Origin of the sequence: Bacillus sp. DX4.1 (genome assembly GCF_030348195.1) — a bacterium.
Taxonomy (GTDB): domain Bacteria; phylum Bacillota; class Bacilli; order Bacillales; family Bacillaceae_G; genus Bacillus_A.
Genome location: NZ_JAUCFT010000008.1, coordinates 804,039 through 826,284, shown reverse-complemented (window position 1 = coordinate 826,284; position 22,246 = coordinate 804,039). Strand labels below are relative to the sequence as shown.

General features: G+C 36.9%; 18 protein-coding genes and 1 pseudogene. 1 reads left to right on the top strand and 18 read right to left on the bottom strand.

Annotated features, from left to right (window positions below; all coding sequences use genetic code 11):
* Window positions 1-11 precede the first annotated feature (11 nt).
* Window positions 12-983, bottom strand: coding sequence for a LacI family DNA-binding transcriptional regulator (locus QUF99_RS07150; protein WP_289369236.1), 972 nt, complete (start codon window positions 981-983; stop codon window positions 12-14).
* Between the two features lie 180 nt (window positions 984-1,163).
* Here QUF99_RS07150 and QUF99_RS07145 point away from each other — a divergent pair.
* Window positions 1,164-2,512, top strand: a protein-coding gene (locus tag QUF99_RS07145; RefSeq protein WP_289368445.1) for an IS3 family transposase whose coding sequence is annotated in 2 segments (ribosomal slippage) — window positions 1,164-1,620 and window positions 1,620-2,512 — 1,350 coding nt in all. Because the reading frame shifts where the segments join, the coding sequence is not laid out codon by codon here.
* Between the two features lie 52 nt (window positions 2,513-2,564).
* On the opposite strand, the gene QUF99_RS07140 is transcribed toward QUF99_RS07145, so the two are convergent.
* The 17 genes and pseudogenes from QUF99_RS07140 to QUF99_RS07065 form a co-directional block, all read right to left on the bottom strand.
* Window positions 2,565-4,181, bottom strand: coding sequence for an MDR family MFS transporter (locus QUF99_RS07140; protein ID WP_289369235.1), 1,617 nt, complete (start codon window positions 4,179-4,181; stop codon window positions 2,565-2,567).
* A 19-nt stretch (window positions 4,182-4,200) separates the two neighbouring features.
* Complete coding sequence (locus QUF99_RS07135; protein WP_289369234.1) at window positions 4,201-4,659, bottom strand: MarR family winged helix-turn-helix transcriptional regulator; 459 nt, start codon at window positions 4,657-4,659, stop codon at window positions 4,201-4,203.
* 268 nt (window positions 4,660-4,927) lie between these two features.
* Window positions 4,928-5,047: a DUF4027 family protein gene (locus QUF99_RS07130; protein ID WP_289369233.1), complete on the bottom strand. Its 120-nt coding sequence runs from the start codon at window positions 5,045-5,047 to the stop codon at window positions 4,928-4,930.
* A 143-nt stretch (window positions 5,048-5,190) separates the two neighbouring features.
* A complete protein-coding gene (locus QUF99_RS07125; protein WP_289369232.1) occupies window positions 5,191-5,613 on the bottom strand; it encodes a universal stress protein in 423 nt (140 codons plus the stop codon).
* Between the two features lie 113 nt (window positions 5,614-5,726).
* Window positions 5,727-5,855: pseudogene (locus QUF99_RS28485) on the bottom strand (STAS domain-containing protein); the annotation flags it as partial.
* Window positions 5,851-6,228, bottom strand: coding sequence for an OsmC family protein (locus QUF99_RS07120; protein WP_289369231.1), 378 nt, complete (start codon window positions 6,226-6,228; stop codon window positions 5,851-5,853). The gene QUF99_RS07120 and the pseudogene QUF99_RS28485, both read right to left, overlap by 5 nt.
* The gene (locus QUF99_RS07115; RefSeq protein ID WP_289369230.1) at window positions 6,206-7,630 is read right to left on the bottom strand and encodes an amino acid permease; all 1,425 of its coding nucleotides are present in this window, start codon (window positions 7,628-7,630) and stop codon (window positions 6,206-6,208) included. Before QUF99_RS07115 ends, QUF99_RS07120 begins: the two co-directional genes overlap by 23 nt.
* Window positions 7,631-7,981: 351 nt before the next feature.
* The gene (locus QUF99_RS07110) at window positions 7,982-8,626 is read right to left on the bottom strand and encodes an amino acid ABC transporter permease (protein ID WP_289369229.1); all 645 of its coding nucleotides are present in this window, start codon (window positions 8,624-8,626) and stop codon (window positions 7,982-7,984) included.
* Window positions 8,627-9,283: an amino acid ABC transporter permease gene (locus QUF99_RS07105; protein WP_289369228.1), complete on the bottom strand. Its 657-nt coding sequence runs from the start codon at window positions 9,281-9,283 to the stop codon at window positions 8,627-8,629.
* 67 nt (window positions 9,284-9,350) lie between these two features.
* The gene (locus QUF99_RS07100; RefSeq protein WP_289369227.1) at window positions 9,351-10,184 is read right to left on the bottom strand and encodes a glutamate ABC transporter substrate-binding protein; all 834 of its coding nucleotides are present in this window, start codon (window positions 10,182-10,184) and stop codon (window positions 9,351-9,353) included.
* A gap of 12 nt (window positions 10,185-10,196) precedes the next feature.
* The gene (locus QUF99_RS07095; protein ID WP_483298592.1) at window positions 10,197-10,925 is read right to left on the bottom strand and encodes an amino acid ABC transporter ATP-binding protein; all 729 of its coding nucleotides are present in this window, start codon (window positions 10,923-10,925) and stop codon (window positions 10,197-10,199) included.
* Window positions 10,926-11,063: 138 nt separating this feature from the next.
* Entirely contained in the window at window positions 11,064-12,524 is a 1,461-nt protein-coding gene (locus QUF99_RS07090; protein ID WP_289369225.1) for an alanine/glycine:cation symporter family protein, read from the bottom strand.
* A 169-nt stretch (window positions 12,525-12,693) separates the two neighbouring features.
* Complete coding sequence (locus QUF99_RS07085) at window positions 12,694-13,665, bottom strand: phosphotransferase enzyme family protein (protein ID WP_289369224.1); 972 nt, start codon at window positions 13,663-13,665, stop codon at window positions 12,694-12,696.
* A 464-nt stretch (window positions 13,666-14,129) separates the two neighbouring features.
* On the bottom strand, window positions 14,130-14,729 hold the full coding sequence (locus QUF99_RS07080) for a TasA family protein (RefSeq protein WP_289369223.1): 600 nt from the start codon (window positions 14,727-14,729) through the stop codon (window positions 14,130-14,132).
* A gap of 160 nt (window positions 14,730-14,889) precedes the next feature.
* Window positions 14,890-19,131 (bottom strand): S8 family serine peptidase, encoded by a 4,242-nt coding sequence (locus QUF99_RS07075; protein ID WP_289369222.1) that lies wholly within the window; start codon window positions 19,129-19,131, stop codon window positions 14,890-14,892.
* Window positions 19,132-19,702: 571 nt separating this feature from the next.
* On the bottom strand, window positions 19,703-20,344 hold the full coding sequence (locus QUF99_RS07070; protein ID WP_289369221.1) for a response regulator: 642 nt from the start codon (window positions 20,342-20,344) through the stop codon (window positions 19,703-19,705).
* A gap of 1 nt (window position 20,345) precedes the next feature.
* Window positions 20,346-22,178, bottom strand: coding sequence for a GAF domain-containing sensor histidine kinase (locus tag QUF99_RS07065; RefSeq protein ID WP_289369220.1), 1,833 nt, complete (start codon window positions 22,176-22,178; stop codon window positions 20,346-20,348).
* Window positions 22,179-22,246 lie beyond the last annotated feature (68 nt).

Genomic DNA, 22,246 nt, shown 5'->3' with positions numbered 1-22,246 from the left:
ATCTTATCTCCTTACTTCGTTGTATTTCGTTCTATAATTTTAATCGGTAAACGATAATGTTCTGTTTGTAATGAGCTACCTTCCATCTGTTGCATTAGTAACTCTGTAGCAATCTTCCCCATTTCATAAATAGGTTGTGCAACTGTTGTAATAGATGGATACATCATTTCAGTTAAAGAAACACCATCAAATCCGATAATTTGTAAATCATTCGGAATTGATATCCCTTTTTGCAACGCCGCTTTCACTGCGCCTATTGCAATGAGATCATTTCCGGCTACAATACCATCAATATGTGGATACTCTTCTAGCAATTCCTTTGTCACGCGTTCACTGTCAACGGGATCAAATGTACTTTCAGCAATCATGTACGAAAGGTTGTTTTTCGTAATGACATCAATAAACCCTTCAAAACGTTCATTTGCTGTACTGACATCACGTGGTCCACGAATATGTGCAATATGTGTGCATCCTTTTTCCAGCAATAGCCTTGTAGCTTCTTGACTTCCTGCATAGTTGTCCGCATACACTGTCGGAATACGTTCATTAAACATGCGGTCAATCGCTACAATCGGCACAGCTAAGTTCATATAATTACTACTGTTTTGTGGATTCGTTGCCACAATAAATCCATCTACATTATTTTGCCTGAGCACATCAATATATTGTTTTTCTTTTTCTAAACTTTCATCCGAATTACATAATACAACCGTGTACCCTTGCTTATGTGCTACGTCTTCTACGGCACGTGCAACTTCTGGAAAGAATGGATTCACGATATTTGGAACAACCAAACCGATTAGACGGGATTTTTTATTGTATAGCGAACGTGCTACTGTGCTCGGTTTATAATCTAACATTTCAATTGCACGCTCCACCTTTTTCAACGTATCCTCGTGAACGTACCCATTCTTATTTAGCACTCTGGAAACGGTCGCAACAGATACTCCCGCTAACTTCGCAACGTCTTTAATCGTACTCATTCTCTTACCTCTCCATTTCGTGTAACCGTTTACACAAGATAATATAACGCATTTGCGAAAATACGTCAATCATTTCTGTCTAAAAAAGCCATCGTGTTATACTTTACAAAAAAAGCACCGCCATAATGAACTGCACCCCAATTGTTAGACACGACTAACAATTGGAGGTGCAATTTTTTTATGACGAAATACTCTTTAGAAGTCAAATTATCTTCAGTTACCGCTTATCTTAACGGCATAGAATCCTTTAAAGATATAGCTCAAAAACATAGTGTAGATATGACGATGTTAAAAAAATGGGTAGCTAAGTTTCGAAAACATGGATTGGCAGGTCTTCAAAAGACATATACAAATTACTCTGTTGAGTTTAAAATGGACGTACTTAAATTTATAAACGAGATGGGAGCGTCCATCGCAGAAGCCACTACGGTATTTAATATTCCTACTTCTAGCACTGTGTGGAAGTGGAAACATTTATTTGAAACACAAGGGATTGACGCTCTTCAACCAAAGGAAAAGGGGCGTCCACCTATGAAAAAGAAGCCAGAGAACAATCAACAAGTAGAAGGATCAGAAGAAGCATTAAAAGCGGAAATTGAGAGATTACGTATGGAGAATGCGTATTTAAAAAAGTTACATGCCTTAATTCAAGAAAAGGAAAAGTCACAGAACAAGACAAAGCGCAAATAATTTATGAGTTGAGGCACGAATTTAAAGTCATTGACTTAGTAAAAGTCGCTGATATTCCGCGCAGTACCTATTATTACTGGGTGAAACGAATGGATCGCCCAGATAAATATCACGAAGTGAAAGAAATGATCCAACAGATTTTTCATAAGCACCAAGGTCGATATGGCTATCGTCGTATTACGTGGACATTACGCAATCAAGGTATCATATTAAATCACAAAACAGTTCGTCGCTTAATGAGCGAAATGAATTTAAAATCTCTTGTCCGTATGAAGAAGTATCGCTCATATCGTGGGAAAGTTGGTAATATTGCACCAAACATACTAAAACGTGATTTTGGAGCAACGAAACCAAATGAGAAATGGGTTACAGATGTGACAGAATTTCACATACATGGTGAGAAGTTATATTTATCCCCGATACTTGATTTATATAATGGTGAAATTATTGCGTATAACGTAGAGAAACGTCCTGTTTACCCATTAGTCTCAAAGATGTTGGATAAGGCTTTTCAACAATTAAAAGATGGTGAATTTCCTATCCTCCACTCGGATCAGGGATGGCACTATCAAATGAAGGAATACCAACATGTATTGAAAGAAAAAGGAATTACACAAAGTATGTCTCGTAAAGGGAATTGTTTAGATAACGCAGTCATCGAAAATTTCTTTGGCTTATTAAAGTCTGAATTACTCTACTTACAAGAGTTCGAAAGCATGGAACATTTTAAATTAGAATTAGAAAAATATATTCACTACTACAATAATGACCGAATTAAAACAAAATTAAAAGGAATGAGCCCTGTACAATACAGAACGCATTCCTCATTAGCTGCTTAAAATATGTGTCTAACTTTTTGGGTTCACTTCAATAAGGCGATGCTTCTTCTCTTTATGAATAAGACACATTCGTATCTTTTTCATCTTCTTTAGTAGATTGTTTTTCTTCTTTTTTACGATCAGAAAGCTTAATTTTCTGTAAGAAAATTGTAAATACCGCACCAACTACAATAAAGACTAATCCTGTCATAAATACACTATGAAGTGAACCTACTAAAGATGTTTTTAAAATAGGTACAATAGTATTCGAAATTGCTTCCGGCATTTGTTTTAACGCTTCTGGACTAAACAACATAGAATATAAACCTTGTGGATCTGTATGGATCATATCTTTAAACTTCGTGACCATTTGTCCCGCCTCTGCTGGGAACGTATCCAGTACAGGTACTAATTTATTTGTCAATGTTGTACCTGAGGTGTTATTCATAATCGAACCTAAAATCGTAATCCCGAATGTCCCTCCGATTTGACGGAAAAATTGGCTGGAAGATGTTACAACGCCAAGATCTTTTTTCGGGAAGCTTTCTTGTAATGCTAATGTTAATGTAGGCATAACAAGCCCCATTCCTAAACCAATGAGCATCATATAAGATGTTGCGATAAGTTTTGTTGTATGCATATCCATTGTTGTTAATAGCCCAAAGCCACCAGCCATAATGAGCATGCCTGTAATAATTTGTGGTTTTACCCCTACTTTTAACACAAGCTGACCACCGATAATACTCATTACAATCATCGTAATCATCATTGGTGTCATAATCGTTCCAGATTCAGCAGCACTTACGCCGACAATTCCTTGCATAAAGAATGGTACAAACATAATTGCCCCAAACATTCCGATACTCATAAAGAAACCAATCGCATTTAATAGTGTAAATGTACGGTTTTTAAAGAAATGCATTGGTAAAATCGGTTCTTCTGCTTTTGTTTCAACAATAATGAAGCTCACGATACCGATGATAGCAAGTGCAAACAATCCAATGATTTGCCAAGAATCCCACGCATAGTTTTTCCCGCCAAATGTTAATGCAAGTAATAAACTTACAACACCAAGAATCATTGTGAAAATACCAGCGATATCGATTTTAATCGGACCAGTTTTTGTATGTCCTTTTAAGCCCATAGCAATAAAGATCGTCGCTAAAATACCAACTGGTAAGTTAATGTAAAATACCCATCTCCAGTTGACAGCATCAACAATCCAGCCACCCACTTGTGGCCCGACTACAGAAGCAAGACCGTAAAGTGCCCCGAAAATCCCCTGCCATTTTGCACGTTCTTTCCCTGTAAACATATCCCCGATAATAATCATTGCCATTGGCATCATAATACCGCCGCCAAGGCCTTGAATACCACGGAAAATAATTAACTCAGTCATACCATTTGCCATACCGCACAGCGCGGAACCAACCATAAAGATAATTAATCCTGTTATATATACGTTACGGCGTCCTAATAAATCAGCTAACTTACCAGCAATTGGTACAACCGTCGTTGATGTTAACATATAAGCTGTTGTTAACCATGTCATTAAACTTAATCCGCCTAGTTCACCGACGATGCGCGGCATTGCTGTACCGACAATTGTGCCGTCTAATGCAGCAAATAACATCGCAATTACTAAACCAATTAACAACAGTTTTCTATTTTGATTTGCTTGTTGTTCCATGTAATCTCCTCAATTCCATTTAGTTTGCCTCTTTTTTCTCAGATGCCCCGCAAATAATTGCTTCTAACTTTTCAAACAAGCGTAGTAAATCTTCTCTCTCTTGTAATTCTAATTGTGAAAAGTATTTTGCAATGTGTTGATTGCGAGCAATCATTGCCTCTTCTAATACATCTTTCCCCTTCGTCGTTAGCTCAATTACAACAACACGTCGATCATTTTCGTCATGATAACGTGACACTAATTCTTGATCAATTAAACGATCAATCATCACTGTAATTGCGCTTGGTTTTACATACATTTTCTTTGCGAGCTTTGTCGCTCTCGAAGCACCATAATGATCTAAAATTTTTAAAATATAAAACTGCGGTGGTGTAAGCCCTGATGCTTGCAACTGTTCTAGTAACTCCGTTTGCATTTTTTTTCCTATAGAAAATGTTAGAGCTTGAATTTTATCAATATGAGTCATATCATTTTGCATGTTATCCACCTCTTATTTCAACAATGAAATATTTAACGTATTTAAATATTAATATCTCTAACCAATTCCGTCAACACTTTTTATTTATAAAAACGTTTACAATTTTGTCGCGAAGTTGTATAATTTGTGGCGAAATTCATGGGGAATGAGAAGAACAAAAATAGCCTCTTGCATATATCCCGATGCAGGAGGCTATTTTTCAATTATACCTGTTACTATTTTTGGGCAGTATATAAGAATCAATCCCTTTCCACTTATAAAATCTATATTACAGAAATAGCTGCTGAAACAGTTTCACAGTAATGGCTAATAAAATAGAGCCCACAAAACCACCTAAACAAATGACACTAACAATTTGGCTATATACTACGTCTTGATATTCCTTCATTTCTTTATCCTCCTGCACTAATCGACTTGATGTTTTTATTGTATCAATAGAAGACTTTCCATAACATCGAATTAGCTGACAACAGTCTTACAATATTGTAAGATTTTTCTCTACTAAAAAACAGACAACATTTCTGCTGTCTGTTACTTCACAATCATCACCGGACATTTCACACGTTTCGCTACTTTATGACTTACACTGCCTAGCACCATTTCTTGCAATGTGTTTAATCCTCTACTACCAAGAACCACAAGATCAATATCTCCTGTGTTTATATATTGGACCAGTGTGTCACCTGGATCGCCATGTAAAATCGTTGTCTTATAAAAAACTTCTTCTCGCTGTAATAAAACTTCTATTTCTTTTAATCTATCTTTTCTACTAGCAGAAATCGTTTCTATATCCGTTTGACCCTGTATAATATCTGATTTTGCCGTTCTGCCATCTACTACATATACAACTTCAACTTTTGCTTCCTTACTGAATTTGGCAATGTGTACTGCATGCTTTGCCGCACGCAACGCATGTTCTGAACCATCACATGCCAGTATCATCTGCTTGTACATATGTTGAAACCCCTTTCGTAGTCATACTCGTATTATAATACAAAAATATCCCTTTCGGTTATCCGAAAGGGATATTACATAAATGACGAGCAGCTTGGATAATCTCTTCTTTCTTAATTATAAGAAGCTAATTTCTTAACAAGCTGTTCACTACGCTCATTTAGCCCGACTACATGTACTTTCACACCATTTTGCTCATACTTCATAACTACTTTATCAATCGCTGCCACAACAGAATCATCCTAGTAATTCAATTGTCTCTGTAATCTTTATGCTATCCTTTACGGATTGTGCAATCGTACAGTTCTTCACAGCAAGCTCTAATGCTTTTTCTAACTTCTCCTGCGCTATGCCATCTGCTTTTATTTTATAGTGCAAATGGACGTTCGTCACTGGTCTTGGCAAAACTTCACTTCTTCCAATCTCAGTTTCAATCGTAAATTCATCATACGTAATACGCTTTTTTTCTAAAATCGTCCGAAACACAATCGCACTGCAACCCGCAATGGAGGCAATAAGTAGTTCTAACGGTGTATATCCGTTTTCTTTTCCAATCTGCAAGTGTCCATGCGAAAGCTCCGCCCTAATATCATCATGTTTGATTGTTAATTTCATAAGCTTGTCCCGTCTCCACTTTCGTCACTTTCTTCCGCTTCTCATTTATATAATAATACACATAGCAGAAAATGATAAATGGAATCCCGCAATATAATGCCATACGTTGTTCTGGAATAAACGCTAAACTAATAACAACAACGCTATTTGTAATAAGCGCTAAAATCGGAACAATTGGGTATAACGGTGTTTTATATTTTAAATCTTCTATTTTTCCGCCTTGTTTCACATACTGTTGTCTAAATTTGATTTGAGAAAGTGCAATAATAATCCAACTTGCTACAGCTGACAAACCTGCAATTGATAATAAGTAAATATACACTGTACTTTCCGCGAAAATACTTGTTAGTAGTGATAATCCAGCAACGGCAATTGTTACTACTAATGCTGTAATAGGAATACCTCGTTTATTTACCTTTTTGAAAGTAGTTGGTGCCATTCCTTCATTTGCAAGTGACCATAATATACGAGTTGCTGCATATAATCCTGAGTTTGCTACAGATAATAAAGCAGTAATAATAACGAAGTTCATAATATCCGCTGCATATGGAATACCAATTTTATCAAAAACAACGACGAATGGACTTTCAATAACTCCTGCATCTTTCCATGAGATTAATCCTACTAAAATCGTCATCGTTAAAATAAAGAACAACATAATACGCCATACTGTATTGCGAATTGCACGTGGAATTGTTTTTTCCGGTTCTTTACTCTCTCCTGCCGCAATCCCGATTAATTCTGTGCCTTGGAATGAAAAGTTGACCGTAATCATTGTTAGAAGCACAGCTGCTAGTCCATTCGGGAACAATCCCCCATCACTTACAAAGTTAGAGAACAGCGGTGCTGCTTCTTTGCCGTCATACGGTAAAAATCCAAACAATGCACTGCCTCCAAGAAGAACAAATGCAATAATCGTCACAACTTTAATACTCGAGAACCAAAATTCTAACTCAGCATAGCTTTTTGCTGAGATAGCATTAGACATATATAAAATTAAGCCGAATACAAGACACCATACCCATACGTCTACAGATGGAAACCATCTTTTCATCATTAAACCAATTGATGTTAACTCTAAACCAACTGTCACTGCCCATCCAAGCCAGTATAACCAGCCGATCATAAACCCTGTTCCAGGTCCGATAAACTTCGTCGCATATTTTTGGAACGAACCAGAAACTGGCATCGCAACCGTTAGTTCACCAAGGCAAAGCATCGTTAAATACATAATAAATCCGCCTACTAAATAAGAAAGAATTGCTCCTCCTGGTCCTGCCTGGTTAATTGTATATCCCGATCCAAGGAAAAACCCTGTTCCGATAACGCCTCCAAGCGCTATCATAAATAAGTGTCTACTCTTCATCGTACGATGTAACTGCTCATTTGTTGTTTGCTGCATCGTAATCCTCCCCTAAAGTACCCTCTATATCTTTTAAAATTTTCTGATTAATAAAAATATACACGAAAACGGTTACAATTTCTATATAAAATTAAAACTTTTCTGATAAAATGATATTTTTCTCAGTGAAGGGATTTCTACATCCCCCACTGATCATTAGCCCTCACCCATCGGGCTTTTACGGACAGTTTATTCCTCACCTAACTTCTTCGCTTCCTGCCAAACTTTGAGGTGGGGGGTATTACTGCCCGCGAATAGCGGGATAAATAAAATTCAAAAAAAGTTAGATCTCTTCCCTTCTTTTATTCGTACGTGACAGAAAAAACTCTTACATATTATTACATGTAAGAGTTAACGGCTTTCTAACCTTCTAGAAACAAGCGATAAGCTGTAGTTAACTACAAAATACATACAAGCAACAAGTATAAATGTCGGAATCATATAGTTAACATTTTGTCCATTAATAATTTGAGCATTGTGCATAAGTTCTGGCAATGAAATAACGACAGCTAATGATGTATCTTTTAACAAAGAGATAAATTGACTCACAAGAGGCGGTACCATTCGTCTTAAAGCTTGCGGTAAAATAATGTACCGAAGCGTTTGTACATAGGTTAGCCCGGAAGCACGCGCTGCTTCAATTTGCCCCTTCTCAATCGATAATAAACCGCTGCGAACAATTTCTGAGATCATCGCCGCTTCAAATATCGTTAAAGCTACAATAGCCGCTGTTGTAATCTCTAATTTCAATCCGGCCTCTGGCAATGCAAAGTACGTAAAGAAAATAATCAAAAGAAGCGGTAAATTACGAATAATTTCAACAATAAAGGCAAGTACGGGTGATACACTCGGTATTTTCGTATATCGCAACGTACCGATTACACTACCAATGATAAAACTAAGTAAAATGGCTACAACAGCGATTTCTAACGTAACAAGTAGTCCTTTTAGTAAAAATAAAAAATGATCTCCTGTATAGGCACCCTGAAAATCCATTTACACCGCTCCCTTCGCCAAGCGTTTCTCTAAATAACGAACACCCATGCTAAGCGGAACAGTTAAAAGTAAATAAAACATACCGACAAATATATATACATCAAATGTAACAAATGTTCTTGTAGAGATTAAATCACCTTGGTACATTAAATCCGTACCAGCAATAATCCCTAGTATAGAGGAGTTTTTCACTAAATTAAGAAATTGGTTCCCAAGCGGTGGAATCACTATTTTTATCGCTTGGGGTAAAACAACATAATACATCGCTTGTACATAAGTTAGACCGGAAGAACGTGCTGCTTCCATCTGCCCTTTCGGAACTGATAAAATTCCTGCGCGAATTGCCTCTGCAATAAAAGCCGCGGTATATATAGTAAGTGCGGCAGTACCAGCAACAAAGCCATTTAGTGTCACGCCCAGTACTGGAAAAGCAAAATAAAAAGCAAAGGCTATTAAAACTAGCGGGATATTCCGAATAAACTCTACATAGGCTGTACCTAGCCAATTCAGAATCCGAATAGGCGCAATTCGCATCACTGCCATTATGATGCCAAGAATGAAACTACCAATCAATGCAACAACACTGGACATCACTGTATATTTAAATCCTTCTAAATATAAATCTAGATTGTTTGAGAGAATAGAAAAGTCAAGCAAGTGCTCCCCCCTCTTTCTTTACAAGAAGAGGATGAGTACTTCTCATCCTCTTACTCGATCCTCTATATCACTTCTCTGGCTTTTCACCAATCCATTTTTCATATAGCTTGTCGTATTCTCCGTTTGCTTTCATTTCTTTTAATAAATCATTCACCGCTTTTGTTAAATCAGTTGCTCCTTTTTGAACAGCAATTCCATATGGTTCATCTGTAAAGATTTTCCCAACAACTTGATAGTTCGAATCTTGTTTTGCCATTCCATATAAAATCGCATTATCTGTTGTAAGCACATCACCTTGTCCTGCTTTTAATGCTGTAAATGCTTCACTATAGTTTTCAAATTCTAGTACCGTTGCTTCCGGTGACTTTTGACGAATGTTATTTGTAGAAGTAGAGCCTTTTACAGCCAATACTTTCACACCTTTTTTCACATCATCAACGCTTTTAATTTTACTGCCCTTTTTCACAAGTAACGACTGACCCGCTTTAAAATACACATCTGAAAAATCAACTTCTTTTTTACGTTCTTCTGTAATCGTCATCGTTGCGATAATGGCATCAATATCACCATTTTTCAGCATTGGAATACGCGTTTTAGAAGTAACTTCTTTTAATTCTAATTTGTTTTCATCCCCAAGAATTTTTTTTGCAAGCGCCTTTGCTACATCAATATCGAATCCTTCTACTTTCCCAGTCGATGGATCTTTCAAACCAAATAAATTTGTATCATGCTTTACACCAACGACTAGCTTGCCACGTTTTTTAATTTGCTCAACTACGCCGCCCTGTTCATTATTAGTTGTTTCTTTTGTTTCTTCTTTCTTACTCCCGCATCCAGCAATAATGAGCGTAAATAGACAAGCAAATACAATAAGCGTAAACAGTTTTTTCACTTTAATCATGATACTCCCCCTTTAATGATTTAAAACGCGACTTAAAAACAACTTTGCTCTTTCTTGCTTTGGATTTGTAAAAAAATCTGCCGGCGTAGTATCCTCAATGATTTGTCCTTCATCCATGAATAAAATACGATCTGCGACCTCACGTGCAAATCCCATCTCATGTGTCACAACAACCATCGTCATTCCTTCTTTTGCCAACGTTTTCATGACATCTAATACTTCACCAATCATTTCAGGGTCAAGTGCAGATGTCGGTTCGTCAAACAACATAATCTGAGGCTTCATCGCTAAGCCTCTCGCAATTGCTACACGTTGCTGCTGTCCTCCAGACAGTTGATGTGGATATGCTGCTGCTTTCTCTGGAATGCCTACCTTCTCTAAATAAAACATCGCTGTTTTCTCAGCTTCGTCTTTGGAAATATCACGAACTTTTATTGGCGCAAGCGTAATATTTTGGAGTACTGTTTTGTGCGGGTATAAATAAAAATGCTGAAATACCATTCCGATATTTCGGCGTAGTTGATTCGCATCTATTTTTGGTTTATGTACCTCCATATCCTGCACCAATAGTTCTCCTTCTGTTACAGTTTCTAGTTGGTTTATACAGCGCAACAGTGTACTTTTCCCTGATCCTGACGGACCGACAATTACAACTACTTCCCCTTTTTGGACTTGAAGATTAATATTTTTTAAGACTTGGAAGCTGCCATAATATTTAGTTACATTGCGAAAAATAATCAACCTAATCCCCCTTACTCCTAAAATTAGCCTGTACACTCTTTGTATATGCAAAAGCATCTTAAAAAATAACCTACCAAGCTATTTTGAACATAAAAAAAGCAAAGGGAAATTCCCTTTGCTTCTCGTTTTCTATCTGTTTTATGACACTTCCTCTTTCTTATCTTTTCCGTATTCATGCTCCCAGAAATCAGCATTTTTGATTCCAAGCTCTTGCGGATCAAATACAGGATCTTTTCCTTCTTTCTTCTGCTTTTCATAGTCTTTCAGTGCAAGTAATGCTGGTTTTTGTAAGAGTATGATTGCAATGATGTTGACCCATGCCATAATTCCTACACCAATATCACCAAGAGCCCAAGCAGTTGCTGCCGTTTTCACACAGCCGTAGAATACAACTCCTAAGAAAACAACCTTTAATACAAATGACATCCATGGGCGATCTTTATCACGATTTAAATACGCGATATTTGTTTCAGCAATGTAGTAATACGCCATAATTGTTGTAAATGCAAAGAACAGAAGAGAAATGGCAACGAAACCGTTTCCAAATCCAGGAAATACAGATTCTACCGCAGCCTGTGTATACCCAGGACCTGGCTGTGCACCATTCAGTTTATTTACAATAAAGTTTTTTCCGCTTGCATCAAATACGTTATACATGCCCGTAATAATCATCATAAACGCCGTTGCTGAACAAACAAATAATGTATCAATGTAAACGGAAAATGCTTGCACAAGACCTTGTTTTGCTGGATGGGATACTTCCGCCGCTGCCGCAGCATGCGGGCCTGTTCCTTGCCCAGCCTCGTTCGAATAAATACCACGTTTTACTCCCCAAGAAATTGCTAAACCAATAATTCCTCCAAAAGCAGCTTCTAATGCAAATGCACTTTTTATAATTAGCATGAACGCTTCTGGTAATTTTTCAATATTCATAAACACAATTACGCAAGCAACAAGAATATATCCAATTGCCATAAATGGTACAACGACCTGTGCTACGTTAACAATACGCTTAACCCCGCCAAAAATAATAAGTGCTAATGCACCAACTAATACTGCTCCTGATACAGATGTATTAATACCAAAAGCCGTTTCCAAACTTACAGCAATACTATTCGCTTGAACACCCGGTAGTAACGTTCCAGTTGCAAGAATTGTCGCAGCAACAAACACGAGGGCATACCACTTAACTCCTAAACCTTTTTCAATGTAGTAAGCGGGTCCACCTCGGAATTGACCTTGATGCTTCGTTTTGTATATTTGGGCAAGTGTCGATTCTACATAAGCAGATCCTGCTCCTAAAAAGGCAACAGCCCACATCCAGAACACAGCTCCTGGTCCACCAAATGCAATTGCCGTTGCTACACCAGCGATATTCCCTGTTCCAACGCGCCCGGATAATGAAAGTGCTAGCGCTTGGAATGAAGAAACACCCGCTTCCGACTTTTCTCCTTGAAATGTAAGTCTCACCATTTCACCTACATGCCGGACTTGTAGAAATCTCGTTCGTATTGAAAAATATAAACCTACTCCTAAACATAAATAAACAAGTGCAGGACTCCATACGATATTATTCAACCAGTTTACGAAAGCTTCCAATGCATTTCCCCTCCCTATTACCTTATTTATAAAGAATTTTCTGAATATACAAAAATTATATAAGAAACAAGCAACCTATGACAATATTATTTTGATAAAATAAACATATTTTTGTATAAAAAAACAGAGTGTATGTTCCATTTATACACTCTGTTTTATATCACCTGTATTATATATTCACAATTGTTTCTTGCTTAATAATTCTTTTATAAAGTGTATCTGCTAGTTTCTGAAACTTTTCTGGCATTTCTTTCCCTTTGAATTTTTTCTGAATCGTACCATACAAACCGACATCACGAAGACGTAAAAATAGTGGTAACGATTCATACCAGCTTTCCTCTAATGTATGTTCTAGTTCATATCCTTTTCGTAATACGTTTAATTGTTTACGTGCAAAATGTGTTTTCTCTTCATCAGTCCATTTTGTTGAAAGAACTGAATAATAGATAAGCATTGCCAAATCGTGAATAAAGTAATTATAGGTAGCATCATCAAAATCAAAAATCGTTAACTCTTTACCATCATAATGAAAATTCCCTTGATGAATATCACCATGAATAAGACCAAATGTTGTTTTTTCCATTTGAAGAGCCTTTATTTCTTCAATTAATACATAAGCAATACTTTGCACCTTTTCATCATCTAATTCATCAATAATTGCTTTTTCTTCTACTTCCCACGTATCTCGATATTCCGTTTTTGGATAATCAATTGTAAGGCGATGAAGCTGACCAATTGCTTTGCCCCATGCTTCAAAAAGATCGTTCCCCCAGTAAATTGATGTTTCATCATTTACTCGTTCACCCTTTGCATACGCAAAAAGGGAAACATAAAAACTCGTTCCATCTTCCGCTTGTATCGTTTCTACAAGTTTTTTAGATTTTGAATGATATGGCGCTGCAACTTTAGCACCATTCCCCGCAACATAACGTAAGAATTCTAATTCTGCTTCTACTTGTTCTTCAGTGCGATGTGTGGAGTGCGTTAACCTTAATACATAGAAGATCCCGCTCCCATCTTTTGCGCGAAAAATATAGTTTTCAAAATCTCCAAGCGAAGTTTCTTCCACTGTAACGTTAAATAAATTTGCTGCCTCTTCTAAAATCTCATTTGTAAACACTCGTTCTACAGCTATTTCCATACTTAATCCCTCCTATATATATCCCTTACTTAATTCGCTATAAACATGAAAAGTACTGCTATGAATACAATTAAAAAGTTTAGATCCTATCTATAGATAAAAGTTGACCACAAAAAAACAGATTGATTTACAAAATCAATCTGTACAATATTTGAAAGAAGTTATCCAGAAAGTGTTTGAATCACAGCCAAAAATATAACTCTATTAAGAATATATCCCTTCAATTTCTTATTATATAAATCCATTTTGATTTTTTCGACATATAAGCCGCGGCTACAGATAACAAAAGGTGACCTACACTCGTTTTCTCTCTTTGTTTTCACTTGGCATGGGGCAGGAAAAGGATCTGACCGCTTCTATGCATAAACGGATGCTCTCTCCCACCTAAAAAGAAGGGCTTTATGTCGGTTTTTTAATTTGGATTTATATATATTGTTCTTTTTTAAGAACGATAATACTCAAACTTACTTGTCCTCACCTTCTGTTTGCATTGAGTTGAATGTCCAATTCAAATTCAATGCGTCTCCTTGAAATACATTTTGATCTTCACCATTGTCTACGAATGTAAACATCACATAGAAAGTATCATCATCACCAGGAGCAAGTCCGTTTCCTTCTCGATCTACAATACCTTTTTGTACAAGGTCAGGAACGCTTCCGTTTTGCGTAGCTTTCTTCAATTCAGACAATGTAGTAGACCATATAGGCACTGTATTTTTATCCAAATTCCATAAGAAATCGACGCGGATGTGATCACCGAAATCAGCGTTTCCATTATCTCCTTTAGCATCTGTTACAGTGTAATCAGTAAGAAGCTTCACGTCTCCTATCTTTAAAGTACCTTTATTGACAAGTTGAAAACCGCGCTCCATTTCATCCCCCGGCTTAATGTTGTCGACGTTGATAACAACTGTAGGATCAACACTTAAGTCTAAAGTACCAGCTGCAAACGTGTTTTGTGATACTTCTTTATCACTGAAGTACGCATACGTTCCTCCCCCAATTAAAGATAAACCAAGAGCTGCAGTCATAGCACTCATACCAAGCTTTTTCTTAAAACCCATTTGAAAAATCCCCCCTTTAATATTCCTAAAATTCAGATTATAAATTATATATGAATTCCATAACATCAATGGATGCTTCCCCCATATAAAGTGAAACTTTAATCAAAGTGGGGGGTTCTCCATCCCCCCCTCTGAATTTCACATCAGGAGTTATCCTTGCTTATTTGTTCGGTTCTAATCCAATCGAACGCAAGATTTTCTCTAATGTCACTGGTCCAATATTTTCTTTTGGTTTCTGATTCGCTTTGGCATCCGAGCCCTTTTTCAAGAAGTTCTTCTCGATAAAACGAATGTCTGTTTCGTTCACAACACCATCTTGGTTGATATCACCGTCTTTTACAGACACTTTTTCTTTTTCATATGCTAGAGCTGCAACTCTAGCATCTTGAATATCCACCATTTTATCGCCGTTTACATCACCTGCAAGGCTTTTATCCATATGAACTCTATAATTTTGTCCCACTAATTCTCCGTCCAGCATTTTACCTATCTTTGTTGTGAATTTACTCGTCAAATGCCCCGGCATCTCCACAATAATATCGAGTTCTTTATCACTTACAGGAACATTGTGAATTTCAAAATACCCATTTTCATTGATCGTTCCTGTATGTTTCTTTCCATCCTTGGCAACAACGTACACTTTTGCTCCCAGCTTTGTGTAGTCGTTCTTACTTAAATACCCCTGTTCATTCAAGAATGCTTCTGGAAAAATATCTCCTACAACCACTGAATGTTTTGGAACAACAACAAAGGATTTATCTTTAAAAATAGGAATCTCAACAGCTTCTGATACACTAGATTTTGTATAAGAGAATTTATTTGCTCCAAATGAATATAATTCACTATAGTATTCATCACTCGTCATTTCGAATGTAACATCTAAAAACGGTGTGTCTCCATCTAAGCCTTTAAATTCTGTTCCTTCTAAGGATGCGCCAACTTTTACTTTATTTTCAACAGTTCCCTCTGGATTTATAATCGGACTTTCTAATTTTAGATTTAATCCATGTTGTGTTGCATATTCCGTAAGCGCTGGATTTGGTTTGACGTCTGTAAATTTAAACAGCTGTTTGTTATAAGGAACCTCAAATGTACCTGACATAAGTTGTTTTACGTTATTTAGATTTAAAGTTAAAGTAATTTTTTCTCCTAACTTCATTTTATCTTTGTCATAGCTTGGAGCAGCGTATTCTGTTCCTTCTTTAACAAAGGTGTAATCTTTAAATCCGTTCCTTATATTCCCTGCAGTCGCAGTGTCATATCCAAATAACCTTAAATTTAACGGTTTATTTATTTCCTCTGGAAGTATTCCAAATTTAAAATCACCGTTTGCTTGAATTGTCTTCAACCAACCTGACGGAAAAGAGGAGTTTTGATAATATAGAATTGAATTGGCTTTTTGATCATACGGAAGACCTTTTGCCTTTAATGCATCCACCGTAGAGTCATAAATATTACCATGAACCCATAATGCCCGCTGACCATCTTCCTCTTGGAACATTGATTCATTTACCTCATGAATACCAGGTTGTACATCAGTGAATTTCATTTCAGGTTTAACATTGTCAATGATCAAGCTATCGCCTTTTGTATAAGAATTTCCTTCTTTATCATATCCAACGAAGTCAAGTTCGTAATCCCCATCAGGCAACGTGACAGGTTTATCCCCAATTGGTTGGTTAGGATCACCTGTAAATGGGAATACAAAATCGGACATACCCCTGAGCATATGATACTCGACATTCGGAGTGAATCTGCTTGCGTCCAGTGTTCCTGCAATACCTAATGCTTTTCCTGTTTTTCGATCCTTAACAACCGCATCAATTGTTTCCATTGGGCTGTTCAATGTAAATGCCAATGGTGAAAATGGTGCTAGCATATATTGGTGGAAGTTACTTCGGTCTGTTGCCATCGCATCTCTAGATAAATCTACAGATTTAATTCCTGGTTCCATTAAGCGAACCGCAAACGGAATTTGGTATGTTTCGTTTTCATTGTTTTTATTCGAGATATGGATATATCCCTCATATCTGCCGAGTTCTGCGTTTTCTGGAATGAGAATTTCAGGATGAATTTCTCCGGATGTACCCGGTGCTACTTTAATAGAATCTTGTACATTCAATTTCACACCATTTTTTTCTGCATCCTGCACACCTACACTCGTTGGTGAAAACTCTACTTCTAATTTGAACTCTTTTTCTTCTGTTTGATTGTTGTTTTTAATCATAACTTTTCGGTTATCTTTAACTGGCGAATTTGCCGATTGATTTTTATAACCGAATGCAATAGAGCCCGTTTTTTCTTCAATTTCTACTTTTTCATCATTTACAATGTTTGACGTTTTATCGATAACTTCGATCGATGTATCTGCATGAACTGCATGATAAGCATCAATTCTTCCTGATCCTACTTCAAATACAGAGCGCTCTTCTTTTAAATCAACTGCTGTATTCATAAGCGCCTCTTTTACGTCAAACGGACTATAGTTTGGATGTTCCTGTAAGATCAATGCTGCTACCCCCGCAGTATGAGGAGTCGCCATGGATGTACCCGACATCCGCCCATACGCTACCGGATAATTGTCGCCATCTTTTGGATCATTTATATATTCAGGTACAGTAGAGAAAATAGAAACACCTGGCGCTACAATATCCGGTTTAATATCATCTGTTTTATTTGCAGGACCTCGTGAACTAAAATCAGCTAAGTGATCTCCCTCTGTTTTTGTATTACTTAGTTCTCCGAATGTTAAAGATACATCTCCTTGTACAGCTTTCACTTGTAATTTCTCACCATCTGCTTTCGTTAAGCGGAAAGATGGAATAGATGATGTACTTTCTCCGAGGTAGCTTGTAATTTCACCATCCACATTGTTGTACACAATCACAGCTTTTGCGCCTGCTTCCTTAGCATTTTTAATTTTTTCATCAAATGTAATCTCACCACGCCCGATGAGTGCCAGCTTTCCTTTTACATCTTTCCCCGTAAAATCGCCTGATTTCCCAAGTCCTGCATATACAACAGGTAATGATTGCCCTTTTAATTCCTCAAGCTTATCAGTAAAGCTTTTTCCAAGTAGCATCATCTTATCCACATGCAAATCACCTGCATCAGCCGAAAACATTGGAATTGTCATCGCAGCGTCGCTTGCTCCAACTGTAATCGGAAGTGCCGCCGCACTAGGTGAACCAAGAGTCCCTGCTTCTGGACCATTATTTCCTGCCGCCACAACTGCTACAACACCAGCTAACATCGCGTTGTTCAACGCCACAGAAGTAGGATATAAAGGATCATTAATGGCACTTCCTAATGACAAGTTAATAACATCCATGTCATCTTTCACTGCTTTGTCAATTGCGGCAAGAATACCATTTAGTTGACCACTTCCATAAGGACCCAGTACACGATATGCATACAAATCTACATCAGGGGCTACCCCTTGGACAGCGTAATCTACTGTATTTTTCTTATCCGCAGCAATTGTTCCTGCTACATGTGTGCCGTGAGATGTATAATACGCACTTCCATTATTGAATTCAGGATTCCCTCCTGAATTTTGCCAGTCTTTATATGTTGTTTCCATCGGATCAGCATCATTATTAACAAAGTCCCACCCTTTTACAGCGTTTGGATCTACTTTGTTTGGAAATTCCCCTTGCATTGTACGATATCCTTTATATGCATCTTTTAAATCAGGGTGGTTATAATCGATGCCTGTATCTAATACCCCTACCTTAATTCCTTTACCTGTTATTTTTTCAGCGTGCAGCTTGTCCACACCAATTTGTGGTACACTATCAGCCATTTTCGGCTGTATAGCAGCCTTAGCTGATTCTTTTGGCAGGTCAATTTTGATCTCCTGATCTTCCCATACGCGCTTTACAGTACCAGAGCGAACTAAATCTTCAATTATATTGCCAGGTAGGGTCATGGCTACACCATTGAAAGCATTCTTGTATTCTCTTATAATCTCTGCAGATTTAAAGTCCTTCCCTGCATCTTTCTTTTTTTGAAGCTGCTCCAGTGCAGATCCAAATTCTTTATGAGACGCTTCCACCTTTTGTTCAGCAGTAGAAAGAGCTAGTTTTTTTCCTTTAGCTGCTTGTTTTAGTACCTCAATTTTAGCAGGAGCCTGCTTGAATTCTACAATCACATTCATTTTCTCAGGACTTGCTGTATTGATACCTGGTGAAATAACAAAATCCGGTCTTGCATCTAGTGTTTTCAAAGCATTACGCTGCTCCTTTGTGAGTCCTTTCAATACAGAATTTGCATCAGCAATTCCAGTTAAATTAGATGTGTTTGCGTTTTCTGCCAATACGTTGTATGGAATCCCTTGAGACAATAGCATACCAACAGTTAACGTTCCAATGAGAACCTTTCCAAATTTCCCTCTTTTCATATGGCATCTCCTTATGATTACAAAATTATTTTTTCTCTAAACTCCATTAATACTCTTATGAATATTCTGATTTTTCAGTATTGACAATTCTATCAATATAGTCGTCCATACATTCCCAATCCTTTTTTGACATGAAGCCCCTCCCTATAATTGTTTTCACCCAAGTTTTTACAATATGGATTCCTAAAAATATTAAACTATGATTCTATTTACATATTATTTCATATTTTTATTTTTCTGAAAATTAAACAAAAGGAGTATTTTTGTTCTAATGACTCTCTATCTACATAGTACAAAAGAACTATCTTGTTCTTTATTCTTTGTAATATATATACATACAAATTAAAAAACCGACATAAACCCCTTCTTTTTAGGTGGGAGAGAGCATCCGGCCATGCGTAGAAGCGGTCAGATCCTTTTCCTGCCCCATGCCAAGTGAAAACAAAGAGAGAAAACGAGTGCAGGTCACTTTTTGTTATCCATAGCCGCAGCTATATGTCGAAAAATCAAAATGGATTTATATAGAATAAAGAAACACGATAGTTCTTTTAAACTTTTAAGTATTTTTTCTTTAGTCCAACGGAACCAGTTGATTTCGAACCGCATAAATCACTGCTTGCGAACGACTCTTTACATTTAGCTTTTTGAAAATTTTATTGATGTGAATTTTAACTGTCTTGTCACTAATATATAGAGCTTCAGCAATTTCTTTATTACTAAGACCCTTGACCAATTCAAAGAGAATTTCCTTTTCGCGTTCTGTCAGCTCATTTTCTTTTGGTTCTGATTTCATTTGTTGCTGATGATACGTAATTAGCTTTTTAGTCATGCGCGGATGAATAACTGAATCGCCTTGATATAACATTCGAATTGCTGCCACTACTTGATCCGATGATGAATCCTTCAATAAATAACCATCAGCACCAGCCTGAAGCGCGTCCATTAAATACTCATCATGCTCATACATAGTCAAAACGAGCACTCGGCAAGTTGGATACTGTTTTTTCACCAGCGACGTGGCTTCAATTCCATTTTTTCCAGGCAGGTTGATGTCCATCAAAATACAATCTGGTCTGCATTCCTCGACTTTCTCCAATACCTCGTCTCCAGAGACCGCTTCTCCAACTACTCTCATATCGGATTCAAGCTCTAGTATGCTACGAATTGCGTCCCGTAAGAAAGCATGATCATCCACTACTAATATTTTAATCATTTTACGCACCCCTTGTTTGTGAATCTGGAATTAACAGTGTAATTTCTGTTCCTTTCCCTACAGAACTATCAATCTGTAAAGTAGCCCCCAGCTGTTCCGCTTGTTCATTCATATGTAATATACCATAATGTGGCTCACACTTCGTTTTAACCATGGATTCAAATAGAGAAAAGCCAATTCCGTCATCCTTCACCTTTAAAAGTACGTGCTCACGCTGATAGCTTAACAGAACACTAACTTTTTCCGCTTGTGCATGCTTAACAATGTTCTGCAAACTCTCTTGGAAAGTATCAAAAATGGCTCTTTCTTTAGAAAGACTGAGTGTTCGAGAGTGTCCTCTTTCATGGTATCTAATGTCTAGTTCGTATTCTTGTTTTAAAGATTTTATTTTACTTGCGATCGCTTGCTTGAGTCCTAATTGTTGCGTTGGATACGGCTTTAAAGCATAAATAGAATAGCGAATTTCCCCTAAGCTTGACCTTAATTTCCTTATACTTTTCTCCACTACTTGCTGCATCTCAATTGGTTTATCACAGTATTTTTTCTGGGCGGATTCTAGTTGGAATATTACTCCGGCCAACGCTTGTGCGATACCATCGTGAATTTCGCGTGCAATTCGATTTCTTTCTTCCAAAATCATTCTTTTTTCCTGTTCAGAAATGAGTATCCTTGTTTTAACTACGTTAGCTAATTGGTTAGAAAACGTCGCTAAAGACTGCACATCTTCCGGAAAAAAACCCGCATTTCTACTTTTTCCTGCAACAAACATCCCAACCAATTCGTTATTTACAATAAGAGGAAAATATACAAGCGAACGTATAACATCGTCAAACACTTCATCCCCAGGAGCCATACCAGTTTTCCAATCATTAAAAACAACATTTTTGGATATTTCCTCAAACGCTCCATATGCATCTGAATAATTAGAAATACCAGAATTTAATTTACCATCCTTTAATAGAAGATTCCAGTCTCCATCATCTTTTGTCCATATTACATATGCTTGTATTCCAAAAAAACCTTTAAGTGATTGTTTTATATGCTTCAAGTTCCCTCCAGATAGCCCACGACTTATCTCCGTTGTAATAAGAAACAATTCATATAACCGTTCTTTTTCCATCCGTATTCGCACAGAGAAAGAGCTGATGACTGAAATTGCTACAAGTGGAAAAAAGAAGAACAGCACTGTAATCTCGTTTATCTCAACACTATATTTACTAACTAAGATGTGCATAAGAGCAGCGTAACATAAACCAAAAGTTTCACAAAGAAATACCGTTACGGTTTTTTTGTACCACTGACGTATCGAATACGGCTGAGGAAGAAGTACCATTAACAAATCGTAAAAACGGTTGTTGAAAAAACAAAAAAACATGCAGAACAATAACAAAAATACTAATCTCTCATACAGGACGGACATGTTCATTCCGCTAATCAATAAAGACATACATTCATTAGAAAACCATTCTGCCAAGAGCAAGCTAAGAGCATGCTGAGTACTATTAAATAGCATTCTTTGCATTGGCGAACGGCGAAGTAAATGAATAATTAACGTAACAAATACAAGAGTGATAACAGTTATATGTATTCCAAACTGCCAACTCATAGCGTAAATAATTGAAAAGTTAAGAGAACTAGTCCCTCTCCAAAATCGTACAGGAAAATACTCAGCAATCCCCATAAATATCAATAGCAATACAAGTATTGTTGGGTGAGAAGGGATTTGAAATTCAAATAAGGAAATACTTATAGAAATCAAACCAAGAAAAGAAATAAAATAAAGATAAAAACTAGCCACTTGTTCTTTCATAAAAATAGAGTCTACCTTTTTCAAAACATTCCCTTCTTTCTTTATAAAGAATATATTCCCTCTATTATCCAATAAAAAACCGGCACTGGCAA